The 21,430-nt window shown below is 53.9% G+C and carries 25 protein-coding genes; 11 read left to right on the top strand and 14 right to left on the bottom strand.

Translation table 11 applies throughout. The annotated features are described in order from the left end of the window. Positions 1-160 precede the first annotated feature (160 nt). Together UNDYM_RS19090 and UNDYM_RS19085 are read right to left on the bottom strand one after the other, a co-directional pair. Positions 161-799 (bottom strand): alanyl-tRNA editing protein, encoded by a 639-nt coding sequence (locus tag UNDYM_RS19090; protein WP_162042456.1) that lies wholly within the window; start codon positions 797-799, stop codon positions 161-163. A gap of 453 nt (positions 800-1,252) precedes the next feature. Further along, entirely contained in the window at positions 1,253-2,062 is an 810-nt protein-coding gene (locus tag UNDYM_RS19085; protein WP_162042455.1) for an AraC family transcriptional regulator, read from the bottom strand. A 308-nt stretch (positions 2,063-2,370) separates the two neighbouring features. Here UNDYM_RS19085 and UNDYM_RS19080 point away from each other — a divergent pair, with 308 nt between their 5' ends. Continuing rightward, positions 2,371-3,036 (top strand): hypothetical protein, encoded by a 666-nt coding sequence (locus UNDYM_RS19080; RefSeq protein WP_370529348.1) that lies wholly within the window; start codon positions 2,371-2,373, stop codon positions 3,034-3,036. Beyond that, positions 3,026-3,316, top strand: coding sequence for a hypothetical protein (locus UNDYM_RS19075; RefSeq protein ID WP_232063546.1), 291 nt, complete (start codon positions 3,026-3,028; stop codon positions 3,314-3,316). Before UNDYM_RS19080 ends, UNDYM_RS19075 begins: the two co-directional genes overlap by 11 nt. Positions 3,317-3,430: 114 nt before the next feature. On the opposite strand, the gene UNDYM_RS19070 is transcribed toward UNDYM_RS19075, so the two are convergent. From UNDYM_RS19070 to UNDYM_RS19055, 4 genes are all read right to left on the bottom strand, one after another. Then, positions 3,431-3,799 carry a DUF4124 domain-containing protein gene (locus UNDYM_RS19070; protein ID WP_162042454.1) on the bottom strand — a complete coding sequence of 123 codons (369 nt, stop codon included), beginning with the start codon at positions 3,797-3,799 and terminating at the stop codon, positions 3,431-3,433. Positions 3,800-3,917: 118 nt separating this feature from the next. Continuing rightward, positions 3,918-4,133 (bottom strand): hypothetical protein, encoded by a 216-nt coding sequence (locus tag UNDYM_RS19065; RefSeq protein WP_162042453.1) that lies wholly within the window; start codon positions 4,131-4,133, stop codon positions 3,918-3,920. A 49-nt stretch (positions 4,134-4,182) separates the two neighbouring features. Continuing rightward, positions 4,183-4,446, bottom strand: coding sequence for a SemiSWEET transporter (locus UNDYM_RS19060; RefSeq protein WP_370529347.1), 264 nt, complete (start codon positions 4,444-4,446; stop codon positions 4,183-4,185). An 8-nt stretch (positions 4,447-4,454) separates the two neighbouring features. Further along, positions 4,455-4,964, bottom strand: a complete 510-nt coding sequence (locus UNDYM_RS19055) for a flavin reductase family protein (RefSeq protein WP_162042452.1) — start codon at positions 4,962-4,964, stop codon at positions 4,455-4,457. A 196-nt stretch (positions 4,965-5,160) separates the two neighbouring features. Between UNDYM_RS19055 and UNDYM_RS19050 the strand changes: the two genes are divergently transcribed. The 5 genes from UNDYM_RS19050 to UNDYM_RS19030 all read left to right on the top strand — a co-directional run bounded on the left by UNDYM_RS19050 (position 5,161) and on the right by UNDYM_RS19030 (position 9,747). Next, on the top strand, positions 5,161-5,550 hold the full coding sequence (locus tag UNDYM_RS19050) for a hypothetical protein (protein ID WP_162042451.1): 390 nt from the start codon (positions 5,161-5,163) through the stop codon (positions 5,548-5,550). 80 nt (positions 5,551-5,630) lie between these two features. Further along, complete coding sequence (gene miaB, locus UNDYM_RS19045) at positions 5,631-6,971, top strand: tRNA (N6-isopentenyl adenosine(37)-C2)-methylthiotransferase MiaB (RefSeq protein ID WP_162042450.1); 1,341 nt, start codon at positions 5,631-5,633, stop codon at positions 6,969-6,971. Continuing rightward, on the top strand, positions 6,968-8,080 hold the full coding sequence (locus UNDYM_RS19040) for a PhoH family protein (RefSeq protein ID WP_162044705.1): 1,113 nt from the start codon (positions 6,968-6,970) through the stop codon (positions 8,078-8,080). Before miaB ends, UNDYM_RS19040 begins: the two co-directional genes overlap by 4 nt. Continuing rightward, positions 8,064-8,546, top strand: a complete 483-nt coding sequence (gene ybeY / locus UNDYM_RS19035) for an rRNA maturation RNase YbeY (RefSeq protein ID WP_162042449.1) — start codon at positions 8,064-8,066, stop codon at positions 8,544-8,546. The genes UNDYM_RS19040 and ybeY overlap by 17 nt, the downstream gene beginning before the upstream one ends. Before the next feature lie 304 nt (positions 8,547-8,850). Continuing rightward, positions 8,851-9,747: an ion channel gene (locus UNDYM_RS19030; protein WP_162042448.1), complete on the top strand. Its 897-nt coding sequence runs from the start codon at positions 8,851-8,853 to the stop codon at positions 9,745-9,747. Between the two features lies 1 nt (position 9,748). Here the strand turns inward: UNDYM_RS19030 and UNDYM_RS19025 are convergent, their stop codons facing one another. The 6 genes from UNDYM_RS19025 to UNDYM_RS19000 form a co-directional block, all read right to left on the bottom strand. Further along, a complete protein-coding gene (locus UNDYM_RS19025) occupies positions 9,749-10,096 on the bottom strand; it encodes a DUF1304 domain-containing protein (protein WP_370529489.1) in 348 nt (115 codons plus the stop codon). A gap of 120 nt (positions 10,097-10,216) precedes the next feature. Next, positions 10,217-11,284: an NAD(P)/FAD-dependent oxidoreductase gene (locus tag UNDYM_RS19020; RefSeq protein ID WP_162042446.1), complete on the bottom strand. Its 1,068-nt coding sequence runs from the start codon at positions 11,282-11,284 to the stop codon at positions 10,217-10,219. Further along, complete coding sequence (locus UNDYM_RS19015; protein WP_162042445.1) at positions 11,281-12,999, bottom strand: ferritin-like domain-containing protein; 1,719 nt, start codon at positions 12,997-12,999, stop codon at positions 11,281-11,283. Before UNDYM_RS19015 ends, UNDYM_RS19020 begins: the two co-directional genes overlap by 4 nt. 40 nt (positions 13,000-13,039) lie before the next feature. After that, positions 13,040-14,371: a radical SAM/SPASM domain-containing protein gene (locus tag UNDYM_RS19010; RefSeq protein WP_162042444.1), complete on the bottom strand. Its 1,332-nt coding sequence runs from the start codon at positions 14,369-14,371 to the stop codon at positions 13,040-13,042. Continuing rightward, complete coding sequence (locus UNDYM_RS19005) at positions 14,368-14,823, bottom strand: hypothetical protein (RefSeq protein WP_162042443.1); 456 nt, start codon at positions 14,821-14,823, stop codon at positions 14,368-14,370. Before UNDYM_RS19005 ends, UNDYM_RS19010 begins: the two co-directional genes overlap by 4 nt. Then, positions 14,727-16,025, bottom strand: a complete 1,299-nt coding sequence (locus UNDYM_RS19000; protein WP_162042442.1) for a hypothetical protein — start codon at positions 16,023-16,025, stop codon at positions 14,727-14,729. Before UNDYM_RS19000 ends, UNDYM_RS19005 begins: the two co-directional genes overlap by 97 nt. 476 nt (positions 16,026-16,501) lie before the next feature. Here UNDYM_RS19000 and UNDYM_RS18995 point away from each other — a divergent pair, with 476 nt between their 5' ends. The 4 genes from UNDYM_RS18995 (at position 16,502) to UNDYM_RS18980 (ending at position 20,160) form a co-directional block, all read left to right on the top strand. Then, positions 16,502-17,380 (top strand): HlyC/CorC family transporter, encoded by an 879-nt coding sequence (locus UNDYM_RS18995; protein ID WP_162042441.1) that lies wholly within the window; start codon positions 16,502-16,504, stop codon positions 17,378-17,380. Positions 17,381-17,396: 16 nt separating this feature from the next. After that, on the top strand, positions 17,397-18,944 hold the full coding sequence (gene lnt / locus UNDYM_RS18990) for an apolipoprotein N-acyltransferase (RefSeq protein ID WP_232063545.1): 1,548 nt from the start codon (positions 17,397-17,399) through the stop codon (positions 18,942-18,944). A gap of 123 nt (positions 18,945-19,067) precedes the next feature. Further along, positions 19,068-19,805, top strand: a complete 738-nt coding sequence (locus UNDYM_RS18985; protein WP_162042439.1) for an alpha/beta hydrolase — start codon at positions 19,068-19,070, stop codon at positions 19,803-19,805. A 34-nt stretch (positions 19,806-19,839) separates the two neighbouring features. Beyond that, complete coding sequence (locus UNDYM_RS18980) at positions 19,840-20,160, top strand: hypothetical protein (protein ID WP_162042438.1); 321 nt, start codon at positions 19,840-19,842, stop codon at positions 20,158-20,160. A 252-nt stretch (positions 20,161-20,412) separates the two neighbouring features. Here UNDYM_RS18980 and UNDYM_RS18975 read toward each other — a convergent pair whose 3' ends face one another. Beyond that, a complete protein-coding gene (locus UNDYM_RS18975) occupies positions 20,413-20,865 on the bottom strand; it encodes a hypothetical protein (RefSeq protein WP_162042437.1) in 453 nt (150 codons plus the stop codon). A gap of 126 nt (positions 20,866-20,991) precedes the next feature. Then, positions 20,992-21,369 (bottom strand): hypothetical protein, encoded by a 378-nt coding sequence (locus UNDYM_RS18970; protein ID WP_162042436.1) that lies wholly within the window; start codon positions 21,367-21,369, stop codon positions 20,992-20,994. Positions 21,370-21,430 lie beyond the last annotated feature (61 nt).

Raw genomic sequence — 21,430 nt, 5'->3', positions numbered from 1 at the left:
CCGGACAGGTCTAACTTGTAAATCACCGATGCAGTAAACCGGCAGTCAACGATGCTACGGGAGCAGTAGTACGCGGCAGGCATCATGCGGCCACCGAGGGTGCCTCTGGTAAAGCCGCTTAGCCGTTTTTCCGCGAATTTTATAATAAATTACTGGAAGATCATGCCGGGGCAAGCTCATAGTGGACGGATACTTGCCCCTTTTTTTCCTTGATTCTGGTAATGTTGACCTGGCCGATCTGGCCAGTTGACAGCGCATGCGTACCTCCGCAGGGGTGGGCAGGCAAGTGACCAAAGCCAATCTGGCGTTGTCCTGCTTCCAGGCTGGTGTGGCGGGGCAGGTTGGCGGCAATCCAGGTCTGGATTTGTTGTGCCAGTTCGTCTGCGGGCAAGGTGGTGGTCGCTCCAGCGTTTTCAAAGACTACCCTGGCTTCACCTGGCCAGTGATGCCCCTTGATGGGCTGCCATCCAGCCAGTTCCCCATAGCAGCCTATCAGGTGGCCCGCTGAGTGGAGCTGGGTATGCAGTTTGCGAGTTTCTGGACAAACTTCAATCAGGGCGGGGCCGACGGCGACAGGGTGCCCGGTGACATGAACAATCTGTTCACCATTTTGAAGCACCCGCTTGACCTTGACCCCTGCTATGCTGCCCACATCGGAAGGTTGCCCGCCACCTTGCGGATGAAACAGGGTGGCTTCCAGAATGATCTCAAACTCAGCTTCCGGAGTTGCTGTGCACAGTTTTACTTCTGTGTGCATGCTTAGCTCATCGCTCTTGAAATAATGGCGCTCTGTCGTCATGCAAATTCTCCTTGGTGGTGGGCATGAAAATCCTGTTTTTGCCTGGAGCATGCTCCAATGGAGGCATGATAAGAGCAGGGCTGGCGCGGTGGATTGTAAAAAATTGACTATTAGAACTCATTTCATAAATAGGGTGAGATGCGTTTGCCTCATAGCGTGGGCTGGCAAGGGTAAAGCAGGGGTTTCGTGCAGCATGCTGCGCGCCTGCGTACGATGTGCGCTTACCAGCGCATATGCGTCCTGCAAGGAGACGAGGCAGTCAATAGCGGTGCTATTGATAACGAGTCCAACACTGTCCAGCACGCGCTATGAGGTAGACCCTCCGGGAACTGACGATTTGGGCGCATTGCGGCGTTGTGGCCCTCGCTAAGGCAGGAGCCTTAGCAGCGGACCACGCCTTGCACTGCATCCCAAATCGTCTTGTTCGCACTCATCCTATTTATGAAATGAGTTCTAGTACGAGGACGGTGCGACCCCGTAGGCCTGCCTGAAAGCGCGGTTAAAATGGCTTTGGTCGTAGAAGCCCACCAGTTGTGCCACATCGGCGATGGTCTGCGGACTTTTCCCCAGTAATGAACAGGCGTACTCCAGTCGCAGCCTGATCAGCCAGGCATGAGGTGTCATGCCTACGCTGTGCTTGAATTGACGCAAAAAATGGAATTGACCGAGGCCGCAGATACCCGCCAGCTCATCCAGGCTAATTTTTTGTGACAGATGCGCCACGCAGTAGTCCTTGATGCGCTGGTATTGCCAGGGTGCGAGGCCGCTTTTGATGTTCTGGGGCTGTATGGTTTTGGATTGCGTGAAGACAAAATCCAGCAGGGACAGCCAGTCTGACTGTATCGCCATGGGGGATGCATTTTTATCCGCATACATGCTGTCATGCAGGCGCAGCAGATGGGCGGCCTGCATGGGGCTTTCCAGCATCGCTCCCACCAGGGCCGGTTCACGGCTGGATCCCGTGAGTTCTTCTGTGACCTGGTTCAGGAGATCAAATGGCAGGCGAAAGGTCTTGAGTGTGTAGGCATCACCACCTTCTGCCATACCATCATGGATTTCACCTGGAGGCATGAGGACGATGCAGCCTTGGCCCAGCAGCACCGAATTCCCACGAAATTCCTGGCGTTGCACACCTTCTGTCACCAGACCAATATGGTAGTCGAGATGATAATGGCGGTCGAAGTGGAATTCCGAAATCCGGCTCGCACTCAGGACCAGTCCCGGCACCTGGGCGACGCGTTGGTAATGTATCTGATCTTTCATTTTATCAATAGGGTATGCCAATAAATAAGGCATGCCAATACGGCATTGGCTGGGGACATTAAATGCTTGCTGCAATTTGTTTGCGTCACTTGCAAAGAGAAAGTGGCATGGCTTGCCCGGTGAGCATACCTCAATTTCAATTGGGCGGTCTGGCGCTAGCCTGTCCATACTTGCAGATTACGCCCATTGCTGCCGAAAGACTGGGTGCGCCAGCGCACAGATGACTGTGCCGGATGCGCCTATCCTGTCAGTAAGTACCCTCACAGGCTCAGGTCTGTGCGGGTCTTGCAACCAGGACGGAGAACATCATGACACATATTATTGCCGGGCGGCTGCAGCAGCAGGAACAGGTACAGCAGGCTATCTATCAACTGATGGTACTGGGCTTTGCTCCGGGACAAATCAGCTCTTTCTATCTTAATCCTCCGGGGCAGCATGATATGTATCCGCTTGGCGGTGACCGGGACGATTCTCCGGGGGCAACCAAGGCTGGCAACGGTGCCGTCAACGGTGCTGCTGCGGGTGGGGCAGTTGGTGCTGCAGTGGGTTTGATCGGTGCGCCTGTGACCGGGCCTGTGAGTACGGCACTGGGTGCACTGGTTGGAGCACATGTGGGTGCGCTGATAGGCAGCTTGTCGCAAATGAAGGACAAGGGGGAGACCACCGATGATGACGCTGAAAATGCCGCCACCGTGAGGCGGTCTGGCATGATGGTGGCGGTCAGTGTCAACAAGCCGGAGACCGAGCAGCGTGTCATCAAGCTCTTGAAAGACCTGGGGGCAGACCAGATCGAGCTGGGCGAAGGCACCATTAGCAAAGGCGACTGGACAGATTTTGATCCACGTGTGCCGCCCAATCTTATTCCCGGCAGTTTGCCTTCAGCAAACTCTGTTGCCGCCGCGCCCGGCAATACCCCCACGGCAACTGTTGAACAGCAGGCTGCAGAAATGGGAGTGACAGGCCGTGAGCTCTAGACATGTGAATCTGGACAGCAAGAATCGCAAGCAGGCCAATGCCGGTGAAGCCAAGGGGCGCGGCGTTGATGGATCTGCTCAGGCCGCACGGGTCAAAAACAATGAAGCCTTGCTACCACACGAGCGTGATCAAACGACGGATGGCAAGACTGCGCCGCGTAAAGTCATGAAGCAGGCATTAACTGACTTGCAGGAGGGTAAGGTCGATACTGACATGCATGGTGCACGCGGTGTAGAGTCGGTTGTCAGGCCGGTGGCGAAAGCTGCTCCCAAACCTTAGCCTGGAATACAAAAGACCCAGTCTGCGAGCTGGGCCCTTGTTTGAGCGGATTTACGGTTTTACAGGGTTTACTCCGGGCAAGCCCGGGTCTCTCGGAATCTGCTGACTAGCGTGTTACTTGTTGTATTCAAGTTTATGGGGGGCATTGGTGTAAGTCGTCAATTGCCTGGACTTGACACCTGCGGGCATGGGCGTTGTCAGGAAATTGTGAATGGCACGTTCATTGTCAGCTCTTCTCTCGCGCTCGGCATGGCGTTGATTAAAAGCTTCATTCTGTGCGGCCCAGTTGGTTTCCTGCACTTTTTCTGAGCCCACATATTTTTGGTTGGCCTTGACGGATTTTCCATTGACGCTGGATTTGGGGCAGACATTGTCGGTAAAAGTCACACGCCCGTCGCTATCTACGCATCTTTGTACTTGGGCAGATGCGCTATTTGCCAGTGCCAACAATAGGGCGGCAGATAAAAGCTGTGAGAGTTTCATGCAGGATGCCTCAGGTTCCGGGTTGTCATCAAGGTCCCAAGCTTCTCACATCCTGGCTTGGGATTCAAGCAATCGCCAATATATCAATCAATTTGCTGCTTTTGCCTGTTTTTACCTGTTATTGCTGTTGCTGATGACGCTGTTCGGCACGGTTTTTCATGAGGCCCAGTATGGATTGGTGAAAGTCGTTGAGCACCATCTTGCCCCACAGATCACCATAGGTCTTCAATTGTGACTTGTTGATGAAGCGGGTACTCAAACACAGTTCCGTACCGCCATCTTTTGCCTTCAGGTCATAGCCGCCATCAATGACATCGACATATTCACCGCCCATTTCCACATGCCTGTCGAGGGCATATTGGGGATTCCACCAGTCAGGATATTTACTTATACACCAGCTTCATCACGAGAATAAACATGGCCAGCATGAGTGTGATCATATTGGCGATGATGATGGGCAGGGCGCTGAGCATGAGGCCATACACCAGCCACAGCATGATGCCGAGGACGAGGATGATGTACATGCCCAGGGAGACACCCTCCGCCCGTTTGCGCCGCCAGGTCAGCCAGGCCTGGGGTACAAAGGCGGTCGTCGTCAGGCAGGCGGCAATGTAGCCGACCAGGTCGACAGGCAAAATGGTCGTCATGAATGTGTCTATTCTTTGGTGGGGCGCAGGAACTGGCCGGAATGGAATACCAGCGGTGCCTGTTTGGTGAATTCGCAATGCTCGACTTCGCCGACGAAAATGACATGGTCACCCTCAGGGTAGCGGCTGCGGTTATGGCATTCAAACCAGGCGGATGCGCCAGTCAGGATAGGGTGACCCGTGCGCGAGAGGGTGTAATCAACACCTGCAAAGCGGTCAGTCTTGCGGCTGGCAAATTGCTCGGCCAGCCAGGCTTGTTCGGCAGACAGGATGTTTACTACGTAGTGAGAATTGCCGCTGAACACCGGCAGACTGTTGGCGGCCGTGCCCAGGCTCCAGAGTATCAGAGGTGGGTCCAGCGAGACAGAATTGAAGGAGGAGGCGGTCAAACCCAGGAACTGGCCATCTGCCAGCCGGGTGGTGATGACAGTGACGCCAGTGGCAAATTGCGACAGGGCATCCCGGAAATGGCGGGTATCAAATTCTCGCTTTTCAGAGCGGGGTGAGCGGGTGTGCATGGGTTTCCATCATTCTTTTTTTGCCATTATCACAGATTTTGGGTCTTTTTGGCTTGTTGCGGCTGCAAGTGCTGCTATGCTGCAATAGGAAGTGTGGCGCTGACTGTGTTAAACTTGCAGGCTTGCCGGTTTCCCGAGGTTTTGACCTAAGTAGTTGATTCCTTTGAACTTAATCCCCACCAAGAGGTGCCTAGGTATGCCTATGCTGCTGGCTTTACGCCGTGTAATGATGATGTTCATGCTGGTCTTGCTGGCCATGACGAGTTTGCAAGGTTTTGCACAAATACCGGATGAACGTAATTTTCCGGAGAATACCAAGCGCGGCGTATTGAATATGTCGCAATATCCCGATGTACTGATTGATGGTAAAGCCAAAAACACGGCACCGGGTTTGCGTATTTATGATGACCAGAACCTGTTTATCTCGCCTACGCAAATTACCGGCAATTACGTCATCATCAATTATCTGGAAGATAATTTTGGTGAAGTGTCCAGGATCTGGATTCTGAACGAAATTGAGCGCAAGAGGGTATTACCAGCCGCGAAGGAATGGGTACCGCAAATTTTTAAAAATACCAACATGTGATGTGGCGCTGGCTCAGGGGAGCAGTGCAAGGCAACATGGATTATGTCAGTCCCTTGAGTATGTAGAGCGTGTAGAAAATTATGCAAAAAAAAGTATTTATCAAAACCTTCGGCTGCCAGATGAACGAGTACGACTCGGACAAGATGGCAGATATTCTCAATGCCAATGACGGTATGGTGAAAACCGATACGCCCGAAGACGCCGACGTGATCTTGCTGAATACCTGCAGCGTGCGTGAAAAAGCATCCGAGAAAGTATTTTCTGACCTGGGCCGCCTGCGTGAACTCAAGCGCAACAAACCGGATCTGCTGATAGGTGTTGGTGGTTGCGTGGCTTCGCAAGAAGGTGATGCGATTATCAAGCGCGCCCCTTATGTCGATGTAGTGTTTGGCCCGCAAACCCTGCACCGTTTGCCTCAGATGATAGATGCACGCCGCAATTCTGGCCGCTCGCAGGTCGATATCAGCTTCCCTGAAATCGAAAAGTTTGACCACATGCCACCGGCCCGCGTCGAAGGCGCAAGTGCCTATGTGTCCATCATGGAAGGTTGCAGCAAGTATTGCAGTTATTGCGTCGTACCCTATACCCGTGGTGAAGAAGTTTCGCGCCGCTTTGATGATGTGCTGGCTGAAGTGGCTGGCCTGGCCGAGCAGGGCGTCAAGGAAATTACCCTGCTGGGGCAAAACGTGAATGCCTACCGTGGCACGATGGAAGATGGCGAAATCGCCGACTTTGCGCTGCTGATTGAATACATCGCTGAATTCCCGCAGATAGAACGCATACGCTTTGTCACCAGCCATCCCAAGGAATTTACCCAGCGCCTGATAGACTGTTATGCCAAGGTGCCCAAGCTGGTCAATCATCTGTACCTGCCAGCCCAGCATGGCTCTGACCGTATCCTGTCAGCGATGAAGCGTGGTTACACCGCCATCGAATACAAATCCGTCTTGCGCCGCCTGAAGCAGGTGCGCCCGGATATTGCCGTGTCGTCTGACTTTATCGTCGGCTTCCCTGGTGAGACGGATGAAGATTTCGATGCACTGATGAAGCTTATCAATGACATCGGTTTTGATAACAGCTTCAGCTTTATCTTCAGCCCGCGCCCTGGCACGCCAGCGGCGAACCTCGAGGATAATACCCCGGCAGAACTCAAATTGCGCCGCCTGCAGCATTTACAGTCTGTGATCGATGCCAATACCAAGAAATACAGCAATGCCATGATAGGTACGGTGCAGCGTATTCTGGTAGAAGGCCCGTCAGTCAAAGACCCGAATGAATTGCAGGGCCGCACCGAGAATAACCGTGTCGTCAATTTCGCGGGTTCCAAAGACCTGGTCGGTACGCTGGTGAATACCCGCATTACCGAGTCCTATAATTATTCCTTACGCGGCGAACTCGTCGAAGAGGCAGTGACAGCATAATGGCAAAAACACCCGTGCCGGTAGCACACTTCATCCCTCAACCACTGGACAATACTCGCCTGGCACACCTGTGCGGGCCACTGGATGAGAACTTGCGGCAGATATCGTCAGCACTGGATGTGACGATCTTCCGCCGCGGTGAAAAATTCATCGTCAGCGGCCACAATGCCGAGAAAGCGATAGAGATACTTGAGCATTTCTATGGCCTGGCGAAAAAAGTCGTCACCATCGATGAAGTGCAACTGGCACTGGTAGAACAACGCGCCAGCAAGAGCCTCAAAAAAGGCAGGGCCGGCAAAGATCTGGAAGAAGTGATTCCTGCCGACGCCGTGGCGGTGGATGCACCGTTACCGGAAGATGCCGATATAGAAAGCCCTATGCTGAAAACCCGCCGCAGCGATTTGCGCGGGCGCACGCCGCACCAGAACCATTACATCAAGACCATACTCGACCACGATATCAGCTTTGGTATAGGCCCGGCGGGTACAGGTAAAACCTACCTTGCCGTAGCTTGCGCCGTAGATGCGCTGGAGCGTGATGCCGTCAAACGTATCGTGCTGACCCGCCCGGCGGTGGAAGCGGGTGAGCGCCTGGGTTTCTTGCCCGGTGATCTGGCGCAAAAAGTTGATCCTTACCTGCGCCCCTTGTATGACGCGCTATATGATTTGCTGGGCTTTGACCGCACACAAAAAATGTTTGAAAAGCAGGTCATCGAGATTGCCCCGCTGGCGTATATGCGTGGCCGTACTTTGAACCATGCTTTCGTCATCCTCGATGAAGCGCAAAACACCACGCCAGAACAAATGAAGATGTTCCTGACGCGTATAGGTTTTGGCAGCAAGGCCGTGATTACCGGTGACCCTACCCAGGTTGATTTGCAGCGCGGTGCAAAGAGCGGCCTCATCGATGCCGGTCATGTGCTCGAAGGTGTGCGCGGCATAGGCTTTACTCATTTCGGTAGCGTCGATGTGGTGCGTCACCCGCTGGTGGCACGTATCGTCGATGCCTATGAAACTGCCAATGCCAATACCACGGCCAACAACGCCGCCATAGGCATGTTGAAACCCGCAACCCCCTTGAGCTCTGCCCACCATGGTCGCAAAAAGTAAAAACGAAGTTAAAACGGTCGCTAAACCCAAGCTGACACTGTCAGTGCAATACGCCGACAAGCGCCTGCAAGATGTACTTACCCGCCCGCTGATACGCAAGACCGTGCAGGCGGCATTGTTCTTCCCGGCAGAAATCACCTTGCGCTTTGTCGATGCAGAAGAAGGCAAAGTGCTCAACCATGATTACCGAGGCAAGGACTACGCCACCAATGTCCTGACCTTTGCCTATACCGAAGATGAAGATGCCGAGGTGACCCAGGCAGACATTATCCTGTGTACCGATGTACTGGAGAAGGAAGCGGCCGAGCAAAAGAAAACCGTGCTCGAACATGCCAAGCATCTGATCGTCCACGGCGTCTTGCATGCCCAGGGCTATGATCATGAAGAGGATGATGAGGCTGAGGAGATGGAAGCGCTGGAGATAGAAATATTGGCGGGGATGGGGTTGGGGAATCCGTATCAGTAGTTGATTGGGTAGGTTGGGCTACGTTTCACCAGCCCAACACTGGGCGGTTCAATAACGTATATATCCGTCCTAGGTCCTGTATTAAGAAACTTTGGCCCGAGAAAGAAACTAATTATACTTGTTCAACCGACCCCCATCCCCCACCCGACCATTCCACTGCGCCGCTTACATGCGGCTTAGATATTTGTGGCGCAAAGCTGCGCTTTGCGAATTCCCACAAATCTCCCCTTGAAAAGGAACGAGTGACCAGTTTTTGCGCCGGCAAGTGAACGATTAAATATCCAAAATATTCGAAAGCCCCCAAATGACCCAACAAAAACCGCATGGCCGCAGCATCAGCATGGGTGGTCGTTCTGTCGTTGCCTATGGTTTGCGCACGCAATTCTGGCAAGATATTTACTACTATGCAATGACCTCAAGTTGGCCGGTGTTTTTTGCAGGCGTGGGTGTGGTGTTCCTGGTGTTGAACCTGTGCTTTGCCTCGCTGTTCATGCTGGGCGATAACCCGATAGGCAATCTGCATCCTAACAGTTTTCTGGGGGCGTTTTTCTTTAGTGTAGAAACACTGGCGACTGTCGGTTATGGCGACATGCACCCGCAAACTGTGTATGGGCATAGTATCGCCACACTGGAGATTTTTGTTGGCATGGCTAGTGTGGCTCTGATTACTGGTGTCATGTTTGCACGCTTTTCACGCCCGCGTTCCAGCATTATTTTTGCGAACCATCCTGTCAGCCACATCATGGATGGCAAACGGGTCTTGCTGATACGCCTGGCCAATGCACGCATGAATATCATCAGCGAGGCGACGGCAAAGCTACGCCTGATGCGGGATGAAAGTACGGCCAATATGGGCAGTTTTCGCAAGATCACCGACATGAAGCTGGAGCGCGAGCAGCATCCCATCTTCATCCTCGGCTGGACGGTCATCCATGTGATTGATGAAAGCAGCCCGCTGTTTGGCATGGATGAAGAAGCCCTGCACGCATGCAGGGCTTCGCTGATATTGAGTATAGAAGGGGTTGATGACACCACCAACCAGCCGCAAAGGGCGCGCCACTATTACCCTTGCAGCCAGATACACTGGAACCATCGCTATGTCGATGTGTTTGAAAATAACCGCGATTCAGAGAATGTCCAGCACATCCACTACACCCGCTTCCATGACTCGGAAGAGATCGTCGATGTGCCGCAAGCCTGATTTAGAAGTGCAGCAGCACTAAAGCCAGCAAGGCTGGTGCCGCCTGTATGTAGAGGATACGGCGGCTGACGGAATAGGCACCATAGGCACCGGCCACGATGACGCAGGTCAGGAAGAAAATTTTCACATGAAAACCTTCATGACCACCCATCAGCAAACCCCACACCAGGCCAGCGGCTAGAAAGCCATTGTATAAACCCTGGTTGGCGGCCAGCATCTTGGTGATTTCTGCCTTCTCAGGCGTGTTCTTGAAAGTGCGCAAACCCATGGGCTTATCCCACAGGAACATTTCCAGCACCAGGAAGTAGATATGCAGGGCGGCGACGATGCCGGTCAGTATGTTGGCGATGAGGTACACGGTGACTCCTTGTTGTTGATGTTATCGATGTTGTAGAGATTGTTTTCCATGCCCTGATACTAGTTGATCCCCGGCGATTTAAACAGTGTTGAAACTGACAGTCTTGGCGGTTTATGTGCGTGCCTGCATAATAAATTGCGCATAGTCTTGCCACGCAGTCTCCATGCCATACAGGCAGCTCCTGATCTGATTCAGCAATGCCGTGGCATGCAGTTGTCGTTGTTGTGTTTGCCTTTGCTGAAAATTTGTCCTGGCCTGTGGTGTGCCCAGCTCTGCTACACACAGTGCTTCTGACAAGCCGCAAGACAAACCCTGGGACGACAGGATGTCACGCGCCAGCGCTGCATCGCCGATCAGCACGCTACGCTCAGATGCCGCCCATTGCAGCGATACCGGGTGAGCTATGCCGCTGTGAAACTCTGCCAGCCCGGGCAAGCCTTGTAGTACCCACTCAGCCTGAGTGCCCTGCAAGAGTTGCTGCAATTCTTCTGCACTGCCTTTGACTGCCTTGCCGCGCCCGACAAAAACCACATTCTGTACCTCGGGCGTAGCCAGGCTATACACATAACCCTCGGGCAGCGCTGCCAGCTTGAAGTGAGAATGGATATGAGATTGAAAACTTCCCGACGGTCTTGTGTTGCCAGCCAGTGTGAACAGGCGGGCTACCCAGGGTTGCGGCGATTTGTCTATGGTGCTGGCGGTCCTGGCGGCGCGGCCACTGGCATCAACCAACAGGTCGGCGTGCCAGTTGTTAGGATTGTCGCCATTGATACTATCAACTCCGGCATCATGCAATTGCAGGCTTTGCTCGCCAAGGAGCAGGTGGATACGCGGCTCCTGTAATAATTTTTGCCACAGTGCCTGCTCTAGTGCCGGGCGGTGGATATGTACGGTCCTGGGTGTGGGCAGGGATATGCAGGTTTTGCTATCCCACTGTATCTGCCTGACAGCATGCGTTTGCCCGGCTCCGATCAGGTGGGGGTGAATGCCATATTCGAGCAGCAATGCCAGCAAGCTGACGGGGACAGCCTCAATGCGGTAGCCACCTTCAGCGTCAGCATTAGCAGGTGGGTCTGCCGCCAGCAGCAAAACCGGGCCATGTCCCTGCCTGGCTGCATGCAAGGCAGCCAGTGTGCCCACCGGGCCATTGCCCAGCACGGCAACACGGTAATGCTTCATAAGCCGGGTGGCGGTGCAACAGGGGCAAAGCGGGGATCACTGATGGTATCAAAAGACAGCAAAAAGCCCGCATTGATGACAGCCCTGGCAGCACTGCCAAAACCATTCGCAGCCACCATGTCACCACGGGCAGTGTTGATATCCACTGCGCCCTGCGGCATGCCCGCCTGGTAACCGGCGTACAGTTTTTCCAGCAGCTTGCGGTAAGCATTTTGCAGTGCCTGATAGCTGCTGTTGCTGGCCGGTGCCTGTACCAAATTCTGATGTAGATACTGGCTAGGCTGGAAACCTTGCAGCCATACCTGCATGTTTTCAAAGGTTTCAAAATGATCCTGCCCCTCGGCCATGATGTAACGTATGCTCTGGCAGTCGGCATCGCTGCCAAAGCCTGGCTGGCGCAGGGTGGCATAGATGCGTGCATATAATTCGTCAGCACCTCTGTTGGCCTGCTCCAGCGCCAGGAAATCCAGAAGGGCTTGCGGGTCAAGTATTCGCGCACGTGGTGGGCGCTGATTGCCAGCGGCATCAGGTATCGTTTTGGCGACTTGCAAGGCGGGCGTATAGGCCGGGCCGTTCAGCGCTTGCAGCACATTATTGACAGCCCGCAGGTGGCGCATTTCTCCATAGGCGATGCGCATGAGTTCAGCAAAACTGGCTGTGACCCGGTTGCGCAAGCTGCCAGCTGGCAGGCTGGCCGGGCTTCGCAGCGAATAGGCTGCCGACAGGTATTCCTGTATTGCTGCCAGTTCCAGCCCGGCGGCATAGCGCAGGTATAACTGTAATTCTTCCCTGGACGCCAGTGGGAGTGCAGTGAACTTGCCCGGCTTGTAGGGGCGTATGGTTTCGCGGCCTTCCAGCACAAAGTTCAGGCTTTGCCATTGATGGTTGATTGCATAGTGGCCCAGTTCTTCCGGGGTAGTTGTATTGGCGGGTGAGGGTGGCGTGCTGCCTATGCTGCGGTCCAGTCTCTCCCATGGTACTGCGGCCAGCCAGGGTACACCGGGCTCGCTGGCATCTGGTGTCGGTGGTTGGGCAATGTCGGGATGATTGCTGGCCCAGTAAAAGCAGCCACAATCGCGAAAATCATGGGTCCAGGGGCTGCACAGGGACTGCGTGAGCTCACCAGGTTCAAACATGGCAGCCAGGCTGCCTGTGCCACTCAGGTAGGCCGAGCGCCTGCCTTCCAGGCTGATGCTGCGGGTGCCCAGCCGTATCGTCAGGCTGATGGCCGTATTTTCTGGCAGCAGGCGTATTGCGGTCCATGCGTCCGGGGGAGCAGTGCTGGCGTTGGTACTAGTGCTAGCTGCGCCTGGCGGGCTCAGTTGAGCGATGTTCAGATCATGATTACCAAAGGGCCCGAAATTGCCGTTGATCCTGCTAATGATACAGGGCAGATTCTGGCTGATGCCCAGCGCCAGGTCGCGGTATTTTTGTGCGTCTGCATCTGGTAGGGCGGCTGCCGTGACCCCAGCGCTATCGACAGCCACGATGCGTATTTCTGTATCGGCAATATCGACTTCCAGGAAGGGGAAAAAACGTCTCTCCAGATTGCGCAAATCAGCTTCCAGGCCAGGGTAGCAATTGCCGACGCCAGATTCCAGGCGGGTAGAGACGGGATTGCCAGCAACCGGCCTGATGGCGCTGTCGGCAGTCTGCGCACGGCGCAGGGCAGCAGCATTGCGGGGGACCAGTTTGATGATGTCGGGAAGGCTCATTTTACATTCCTTATGTTCCTGATGTTCCTGATGTTCCAGCCTATGCTGTCGTGCTGGCACGTGAAGTTGGCAGGCAATGAGTGAAATAATCCGGCCTGGCCTGACTGAGTTCACAATATGACTGCAGGCAAAAAGTCAGCCAATGACGGATGTAGTCGCAAGAGGCCTGGCTGCGGCTGGCTTTTTCCTGATGGCATCCACCTGAACACAGGTAGCGTGCCCAGCAAGTGTGGCAATCGGTCTGGGCATGGACGTGGCGCTCCTGCAAAAATTGCAGGCGTTTGGGTGCGTCCAGCGAGTGTCGGTCACCCAGCCTGTAATCATGATTGCCAATCGCACGATGACAGGCATACCAGTCGCCATCGCTGGCAACAGAAAAATAACCGCCACCTGCGCCGCAGGGGTAAGGGCTGCTGGCACCCACATGCAATTGCTTCAAGGCTGTGGCGAAATTACTCAGGCGTATCTGCTGCCCCTGCAAGGCGCTTTGCAATTCGCGGCTGGCCAGGCTGATCATCGCTTGCTCATATACTGGCCAGTCGTGCTTCTGTAATGCCAGTGCTGAACCGCTGCGCAAGGGTGAAAAGCCTATGTCCTGAAAGCCCAGTGCAGCTATGGCGTCAAATTGCTGGGTCAGGTCAAGCGAGAGGCTGTTGGCCGTGGCACGGGCCGCGAGTTTGCACTTGCCGGGTTGGTCCAGCAAAGGCTGGCAGTGTTCGATGACTGCTGCAAAAGAATCGCGCTTGCCATTGAGCATGGGGCGCTGGCGGTTCTGGACGACACTGCCGCCATCAATGCTGACGGTGACTGCAAAGCGGTGTTGCCGCAATAGTTCGTGGTCTTCTGGCCGCAGCAAGGTGCCATTGGTGGTGACGGAGTAGCGCAAGTCCAGTTGTCGTTGTTGTGCCAGTTGAGCACTATAGTGTACGCATTGATGTATCAGGGCACGGTTGACAAAGGGCTCTCCGCCTATGAAGCCCAGAGTCAGCGGCGCTTGAGGATTGGCTGTTGCCAGCAGGCGGTCTATGCTGCTGCGTGCCTGTTCCCAGTCCATGCCCTTGCTTTGCTTGCCCTCAAAATTACCCTGGCTGGCATAGCAATAACTGCAACCGAGGTTGCAACTGGAACTGACGTTCAGCGACAGGCTCTGCACGGTAGGCAGGCTCAGTGCGTCGAGGCTGACTTCATTGTCCAGAGTGCGTGCCAGCATCTGGCTGAGGGTGTGATCGAGGCTGATATCAGCATCAGTTTCCTGTTCTGGCAGGTCATAAATCTGGCTGTGCTGTACCACCAGCAAATGCTGACCCAGGCTGGACCTGAAGCGGTAACTGCCTGGGGCCTGCGCCGCAGACGGAAGCGGTAACAGACTCATGGCTGTCCACCAGGCACGGCGGTGCCCATGTCAGCGAGGATTTCATCCAGCCTTTCATCCGCGCGCCTGGCGACGATGGCAGAACGACCCAGTGGTGAGGTGACGGGGGTCTGGACGATTGCATCGACCCAGCTCATCAGCAGATCATATTGCCAGGTACTCAGCGTCAGCGGCAGGGCATTCGAGTTGCGCATCAGGGGCGGCATCTGCATGCTGGTGGCATTCGCAGTTTCTGGTGATCTCAGATGAAAACTCTGGCGTATCAATTCTTTCAGCCGGGTGGGGTGCAACTGTACAAAATCATGCAGGGCCTGCAAGTCAGACAGGTAGCGGTGGCGCGAGCGAGCATGACTGGTCAGTGGCAGGGGATCATCGGTATTGCCATTGGATAGCGCGAAATCGGGATTACGCAATGGATCACTGGCACCAAATGCCCTGAGTGGCAGGCGCATGCTGTCACCGGGATGGGCTGTGGGCGCCGTGCACCGGCAGGCAAGCGCATGGCCCTTAGCTCGCGGTAGTAATCGATGTTGAGCAGGCTCAGGGTTTCATAAGCGCGCTCGAACAGGTCTTCTACCCAGCGCTCGCGCTCGGCTGTGCTCATGGCGACATTACGCTGGGCGATGTCGGCACTGCGGTCATTGATTTCGTCCGCCATGGACAGGAAAGGCCGGCGGTCCGGCGCAAAATCAGGTGGGGCAACAAAGACATTGGCTGTGGTGCTGATGGTTCGCCCAGCCGCACCAGGGAAGCGCAAAGTGGCTTTGACCCTGGCTTCGCAGGTATCATCAACCACACCTAGCGACAGTTCGTCATTGGCATCATTGTCGTTGCCATCATCTGCGCCATCATAGGTGTCCCAGGGGCTGACGATAGATGCCTGCGTGCCCGTGGTACCGCGCCAGCCTGCATCAGGGTTGAGGAAGTTGAAAGGCTCCAGTACCGGTGGTGCCGGGGCACCCGTGGGTGGCTGGTGATCCTGGCTGGTATCTGGCGGGCCATATACGCGACCCCGCGCCGGGGTAAAGCGAAAGCGCAATACCTCAACATTAACTGCTGCCAGCCAGGGCTGGCCAATGGCGGGCTGGGGTTTGCTTAGCAAGAACTGTATGCTGCCAAGCGGGATATTGCGCCCCGCCGGTATCATCGGGTTGGCTGCTGCGGGCGGGCTGACAGCCAGCAAAGGGGTGTTGGCATGATTGTCTGCCCTTACTACTACAGGTGGATAGGTGCCAAAACGTAACAGCGGGTTGGAGGCACGTCGGGCCGCTTTGTGGTTTTGCGCATTCACTTCCAGCGACAAGTTGGCAAGCGGTATCTTGAAGCGCTTCAACAGGGCTGGGGTCAGCGGTACATCTGTCCAACTGCTTTCTGCCGAGCCGGGTTCGCCCATTCTTGCCCAGATTTCAAAGAAGGGTGCAACGGGCCTGATCAGTTCTCCATCACGCAGGCTGAGCTCAGTCGGCATATACGGCTCGACCGAACTGTCAGGCAAGATGCGCAGTGACCAGTCGGGGGCAATGACGGTTTCTGCATTGGCGCGCGGTGCCGGATTTTGTATCCACTGGAATGCCTCTTGCGGCGTACTGCTGCCACCCAGGCGTGCAATTGCCATGGGCGGATTGATAAAGATGGCCTGGATGATTGCTGACATGGATACTCTCCATTGGTAATTTGCTGCTGTCACTACTTCAATGTCAGTGCGATTACCATCGCCAGCGCCAGTATCTGCAGGCGCTGAATGGCGTTTGCCTGTGCTTGTGTCTGCGTTTATGCCTGTGTTTGTGCTCGTTTTTTTTGCTCGTACTTAATCAGTAAGAAGTAAGCTTGTGTTTCTCAGCTACCAGCATAAGTTGTCGAAAAATTAAAGGCAATCATCTTTTATTGCCATTGAATTAATTGATGTTTTTGTACCACGGCCGCTCTGTTTGTCAGCCACACGCATGTTTAAAGCACCGGGGGGAGCTTGCGCCAATATGACAATTGGATGACAAATCTTGTTTTTGACTGGTTTTGAGCTGCCGTTGGACAGGTTTTGCTGTAGTTTTTGTAACTGCTCATGTCAAAATTTGGGAAACAGCCGCCATTTGTTGTATTCTGTAGGATTGAAACAACGGCGTTACGCCTATTATGCAAGAGCACTCTAGTAAGGTCAGACCTACTGACCTTAAACCCCACAGGTCATTGTTTGAACGATTGACCGCCCTGATTTCTCCTGAACCTGAAAACCGCGCAGAGCTGCTCGAAGTATTGCATGACGCGCAAGAACGCAACCTCATCGATGCTGATGCACTGGCAATGATAGAAGGCGTGTTCCAGGTATCCGACTTGTGCGCACGCGATATCATGGTGCCGCGCGCGCAAATGGATGTCATCGATATCTCCAACCCCATAGAAGAATGGATGCCAGAAGTGCTGGAGACAGCGCATTCCCGCTTTCCTGCTGTCGATGGTGACCGCGACAAGGTGGTTGGTATCCTGCTCGCCAAGGATTTGCTGCGCTACTACGCCTCAGACGCTTTTGATGTACGTGACATGCTGCGCCCGGTCATCTATATCCCAGAATCCAAGCGCCTGAATATCCTGCTGCGCGATTTTCGCGCCAACCGCAATCATATTGCCATGGTGGTCGATGAATATGGCGGTGTCTCCGGCCTCATTACTATCGAAGACGTGCTTGAGCAAATCGTTGGTGACATCGAAGATGAATACGATTTTGAGGAAGAAGAAGACAATATCCTGGCGCTGGAAAGCAAGGGCAATGGCAAGCGCTGGCGCATCAAGGGCCTGACTGATCTTGAGCAGTTCAATAACACCCTGGGTACGACGCTGGGTTCTGACCATGCCGAAACCATAGGCGCTTATGTGGCCGACTACATGGGCGAGTTGCCGCACATGGGCGATGAATTTTCCATAGGCAACCTCTACTTTGAAGTCCTGCGTGCCGATGCGCGTGAAGTGCAGATGCTGCTGGTAGAGCAGCGACCTACCGTGCGGTCCGATGATTAAGGCTGTGCGGTCTTTATTGTCTTCTCTTTCTGTGCGTTCATCCTTCCTGCTGGCACTGGTAGCAGGGGGGCTGAATGTATTGTCGTTTGCTCCCTTTCATTTCTGGCCGGTACAGATACTCAGTCTGGCACTCTTGTTCAGCCAGGTTTTGCGTGAAGGCGATGCCGCCATCAGCCGCAAGCGCGCAGGCTGGCTGGCCTGGGCATATGGCCTCGGCTGGCTGACGGCCAGTACCAGCTGGCTGGTGTATGCAATGACAGTGTTTGGCGGCTTGCCCGGTGTCTTGTCCCTGCTGGCGTTGATGTTTTTGACCGGGGCGCTGTCCATTTACCTGGCAGCGGCTGCCTGGGGCACACGCTGGTTGCAACAACGCTGGAAGATTTCGGCGACTGTCGCTGGCTTGCTGGTCTTGCCCGCTTTGTTCACCGTGGCTGAATGGCTGCGCATCTGCTTTTTGACTGGTTTCCCCTGGACTATCTCAGGCTATGCCCACACCCATAGCCCGCTCGCTGGTTTCGCGCCTGTTATCGGTGTGCTTGGCCTGTGCTGGATCAATGCTCTGCTGGCCGGGGCGCTCGCCCTGTTGCTGGTAAGTGCTGGCAGCCGCCAGCAAAAAATGGCGCTGCCTGCCCTGATCGTGCTGGTATTTGCTGCTGGCTTTGGCCTGCAACAAATCAGCTGGACCAGGCCGCAAGGCCAGCCCATACAGGTGCGCCTGTTGCAGGGCAATGTCGCACAAGACATGAAGTTCAGCCAGGAACACCTGAACGATTCGCTGGCGCTGTACCACGACATGATCACGCAAACCCCGGCGGATCTCATCGTCACACCTGAGACAGCATTACCCATGCTGACTTCGCAACTGCCGCCCGACTATCTGCCCATCCTCAATACCTTTGCCCAGGACAGTGCCAGCACTGTTATCCTCGGTGTCGGTGTGCATGATGGTGGCGACAAGTATTCAAACAGCGTACTTGGCATGTCACGCCAGTATGCCCAGCCCTACCGCTACGACAAACACCATCTCGTGCCTTTTGGCGAATTCATCCCGCCGGGTTTCCGCTGGTTTGTGAACATGATGTCCATCCCCATGGGCGAGTTCTCCACCTCTGGCCCGATACAGCCAGCGATGAAAGTCTCAGACCAGTGGGTCATGCCAAATATCTGCTATGAAGATTTATTCGGTGAAGAAATTGCCGCGCAACTGTCAGCCCAGCACGCTGCCGGCCAGCCGGTTGCCAGCATTTTGCTGAATGCATCCAACCTGGCCTGGTATGGCAATTCTTTCGCCATCCCCCAGCATTTGCAAATATCCCAAATGCGCGTACTCGAAACGGGTCGCCCGATGCTGCGTGCCACCAATACCGGGGCCACAGCCGTCATCGTACCGGGTGGCGTGGTAGAACAGTTATTGCCCGAGAATACCCGCGCCGTGCTGGCAGCAAACGTGCAGGGCTATACTGGCATGACGCCATACATCTTCATCGGCAACCTCGGTGCTCTGGGCTTGTCTGCATTGGGAATTTTGCTGGCGTTTGTGTTGGGGCGCAGGGCAAAAAAATAGATAGCTTGTAGCATTCTCAGTAGGAGTGGTTAGAGCCACTCCTACTGAGAATGACAGCCAGTGGCAGGTACAATGAGCGCACAACACATCTCCCGTTCTACGTAAATCATTGCAGGAAACAATATGACAGAAGACCTCTCCATCCTGACACGCAAAGGCAATCCACCTGACCACATCCTGATCTATGGCAGTCATGCAGACCAGGTAGCCGATATACGTTATGGCAGTGACGGTGCGCGGCGTCCACTGCTCATGCTGATACACGGCGGCTTCTGGAAACCAGAATATGACAGGCAGCACACCGAGGCGATGTCCAGCGCACTGGCCGCTGAAGGCTGGACGGTTATCACACCAGAATATCGCCGCATCCCCGGCAATCCTGACGCCAGCCTGGAAGATATCGCCAGCGCGATAGAATTGCTGCCACACCAGGTGGCGCGACACAACGGCAAGATCCTATTGGCCGGGCATTCTGCCGGTGGCCATCTCGTGCTGTGGGCAGCAGTCAAATGTGCAACACCCGCACTCGCCGGTGTACTCGCCCTGGCACCCGCCGCTGATCTGCGCATGGCCCATGATTTGAAACTGGGCGATGGTGCAGTGTTGAAGTTTCTAGGCAAGAATCCTGCTGAACGCCCTGACGCCGACCCCATGCAGTTACCCGCACCCGCTGTGCCAGTGACGGTGCTGCAAGGCAGCCTTGATAAAGTTGTGCCACCGATTGTGCCTGAAGCTTATTGCAAGGCTTTCCCCAAAACGCAATTGGTATTGCTGCCTGACGCCGGGCATTTTGCTGTGATTGATCCGCAAAGCAATGCCTGGCCTGCAGTCTTGTCGGCCTTGCGTGGTTTGTCTGATTAATGCTGCAATGCCTGGCTTGATTTGAGAAAAACCGATGAAGAATTTTTCTATAACAATACATGCAATCGATGAAGTATTATCTGCAGCAGATGAGAATATTGACGTTCAAATTGATTTGCTTGATGGCAGAAAATTTACGGCGACTTTTTTTACTCTTCGCAATCTGAAGTATCTTTTAGAGAAATTTCGCACAACTGGAGAGTGCGCAAAAGGCGCCTATGTATGGGCAACTGACATGATAGTCGTTGAGTCCATCGATGAAGAGACCATTCACAAAACAGTTGCAAGCTTAATCGAAACAGGTGAAATAGAGTTTGCATGTACAGAACTGGAAAGCTCAGGTAGGTACGATTAGCGCAAGCGTAATCGTACGCATGTCTATTTATCTCAGATACTTTGAAAAGTGTGATACTTATTTTGTTGAATTCAGTAGGACAATGAGCCGGGCTCTTTTTGAAAAATATCAAATGACAATGTGGGCATCCGACGTAAAACATACGTACGATTACGCGGGGCTAATCGTACCTACGGGCTCTATGCATGGATGCTGGCTCAGCTAGATACGATTAGATACGTAACTGCCCACAAAATTGAAAATGTAGGAAGATCAGACTGACCCCCTCGATTTTCCAATTAATCGCTTAATTGATATCACTGCAGATTTACGATTTTTTGCCAACTTAAAATGTTTAGGCAGATGTAATAATGAAGCTAGATATCCCGTATGGTCGTGATAATTCCTATTGGAAGACTGGATAAATTCTAGTAGAACGTTTGCATGTTCCAATGAAAATGCCCAAAGTATTTTTCCTTTTACCTGACACTTCCAAAAAGCATCACGTGGCCAATGGATTGTTTTTCTTCCTGAAAAACCACAATTGAGACAAGAAATATCGGCTTCAAAGATACCAGGCTCCCCGATGGCCTCATAACTAATGCTTGCTCCAACCTGAGTTGCTTTGGTGATCGGGGCGTTTGAACAAATTGCATGTCCTTTGCACTTCGCGCATTCAACCGAGAACTCTTGGGGAAACGAGAACCATTGATATATATGCGTCATGATGATACCTAACTCTTATTTGAAAGTTGGTAACCAGCTCAGGTAGGTACGATTAGCGCGAGCGTAATCGTACGTATGTGTATCTGCCTAAAATACGTGGACAAAGCCTGACGCCCATTTCGCTGTTTACTTATTCCCCTGCACCATCTGCGCGTCAATATCCGCCAGGCATTCGAGGCCGCGTTGGGTGATGGTCATTTTGCCGGTTTCGGCATCGACTGCTACGTGGGCTTTCTTGCCGAGGAAGGTGGCTACCGGGCCGGGGAGGGTGGTGTCCGGGTCATTGGCAATGGCGCGCAGGCCGTCTATGCATTGTTTGATGAACAGGGTTTGCCTGCCTGTATCGGTCAGTTCCAGCGTGCCGTCTTTACGGTAAGTCATGAACTTGATGCCGCACAGTCGCTTGGCGTTGCGGCTGATGCAGGCATTTGGTTTGGTGTTGCGCGGCAGCTTGCTTAATTGCTCCAGTGCGTCGTATTCATCTATGCTGAGTTTTTGATTCATTGCTGCTTTCTAAAAAAGAGATGCAAATTAAAATGAAGAATCACAGTTTGTGTTTTTCTTC

The organism is Undibacterium sp. YM2 (genome assembly GCF_009937975.1).
Classification (GTDB): domain Bacteria; phylum Pseudomonadota; class Gammaproteobacteria; order Burkholderiales; family Burkholderiaceae_D; genus Undibacterium.
This window is presented reverse-complemented; position numbering and strand designations above follow the sequence as displayed.

Excerpts from the sequence above, each read along its gene's own strand:
- UNDYM_RS18985 (WP_162042439.1), top strand. The coding sequence starts at position 19,068 with ATGACAGAAGACCTCTCCATCCTGACACGCAAAGGCAATCCACCTGAC.
- UNDYM_RS19000 (WP_162042442.1), bottom strand. The coding sequence starts at position 16,025 with ATGTCAGCAATCATCCAGGCCATCTTTATCAATCCGCCCATGGCAATT.
- UNDYM_RS19080 (WP_370529348.1), top strand. The coding sequence starts at position 2,371 with ATGACACATATTATTGCCGGGCGGCTGCAGCAGCAGGAACAGGTACAG.
- UNDYM_RS19085 (WP_162042455.1), bottom strand. The coding sequence starts at position 2,062 with ATGAAAGATCAGATACATTACCAACGCGTCGCCCAGGTGCCGGGACTG.
- UNDYM_RS19010 (WP_162042444.1), bottom strand. The coding sequence starts at position 14,371 with ATGAGTCTGTTACCGCTTCCGTCTGCGGCGCAGGCCCCAGGCAGTTAC.
- UNDYM_RS18970 (WP_162042436.1), bottom strand. The coding sequence starts at position 21,369 with ATGAATCAAAAACTCAGCATAGATGAATACGACGCACTGGAGCAATTA.
- UNDYM_RS19005 (WP_162042443.1), bottom strand. The coding sequence starts at position 14,823 with ATGCGCCTGCCACTCAGGGCATTTGGTGCCAGTGATCCATTGCGTAAT.
- UNDYM_RS19060 (WP_370529347.1), bottom strand. The coding sequence starts at position 4,446 with ATGACGACCATTTTGCCTGTCGACCTGGTCGGCTACATTGCCGCCTGC.
- ybeY (WP_162042449.1), top strand. The coding sequence starts at position 8,064 with ATGGTCGCAAAAAGTAAAAACGAAGTTAAAACGGTCGCTAAACCCAAG.
- UNDYM_RS18975 (WP_162042437.1), bottom strand. The coding sequence starts at position 20,865 with ATGACGCATATATATCAATGGTTCTCGTTTCCCCAAGAGTTCTCGGTT.
- UNDYM_RS19070 (WP_162042454.1), bottom strand. The coding sequence starts at position 3,799 with ATGAAACTCTCACAGCTTTTATCTGCCGCCCTATTGTTGGCACTGGCA.
- UNDYM_RS19030 (WP_162042448.1), top strand. The coding sequence starts at position 8,851 with ATGACCCAACAAAAACCGCATGGCCGCAGCATCAGCATGGGTGGTCGT.
- UNDYM_RS19090 (WP_162042456.1), bottom strand. The coding sequence starts at position 799 with ATGACGACAGAGCGCCATTATTTCAAGAGCGATGAGCTAAGCATGCAC.
- UNDYM_RS19020 (WP_162042446.1), bottom strand. The coding sequence starts at position 11,284 with ATGAAGCATTACCGTGTTGCCGTGCTGGGCAATGGCCCGGTGGGCACA.
- UNDYM_RS19065 (WP_162042453.1), bottom strand. The coding sequence starts at position 4,133 with ATGGGCGGTGAATATGTCGATGTCATTGATGGCGGCTATGACCTGAAG.
- miaB (WP_162042450.1), top strand. The coding sequence starts at position 5,631 with ATGCAAAAAAAAGTATTTATCAAAACCTTCGGCTGCCAGATGAACGAG.
- UNDYM_RS19050 (WP_162042451.1), top strand. The coding sequence starts at position 5,161 with ATGCCTATGCTGCTGGCTTTACGCCGTGTAATGATGATGTTCATGCTG.
- UNDYM_RS18995 (WP_162042441.1), top strand. The coding sequence starts at position 16,502 with ATGCAAGAGCACTCTAGTAAGGTCAGACCTACTGACCTTAAACCCCAC.
- UNDYM_RS18980 (WP_162042438.1), top strand. The coding sequence starts at position 19,840 with ATGAAGAATTTTTCTATAACAATACATGCAATCGATGAAGTATTATCT.
- UNDYM_RS19015 (WP_162042445.1), bottom strand. The coding sequence starts at position 12,999 with ATGAGCCTTCCCGACATCATCAAACTGGTCCCCCGCAATGCTGCTGCC.
- UNDYM_RS19055 (WP_162042452.1), bottom strand. The coding sequence starts at position 4,964 with ATGCACACCCGCTCACCCCGCTCTGAAAAGCGAGAATTTGATACCCGC.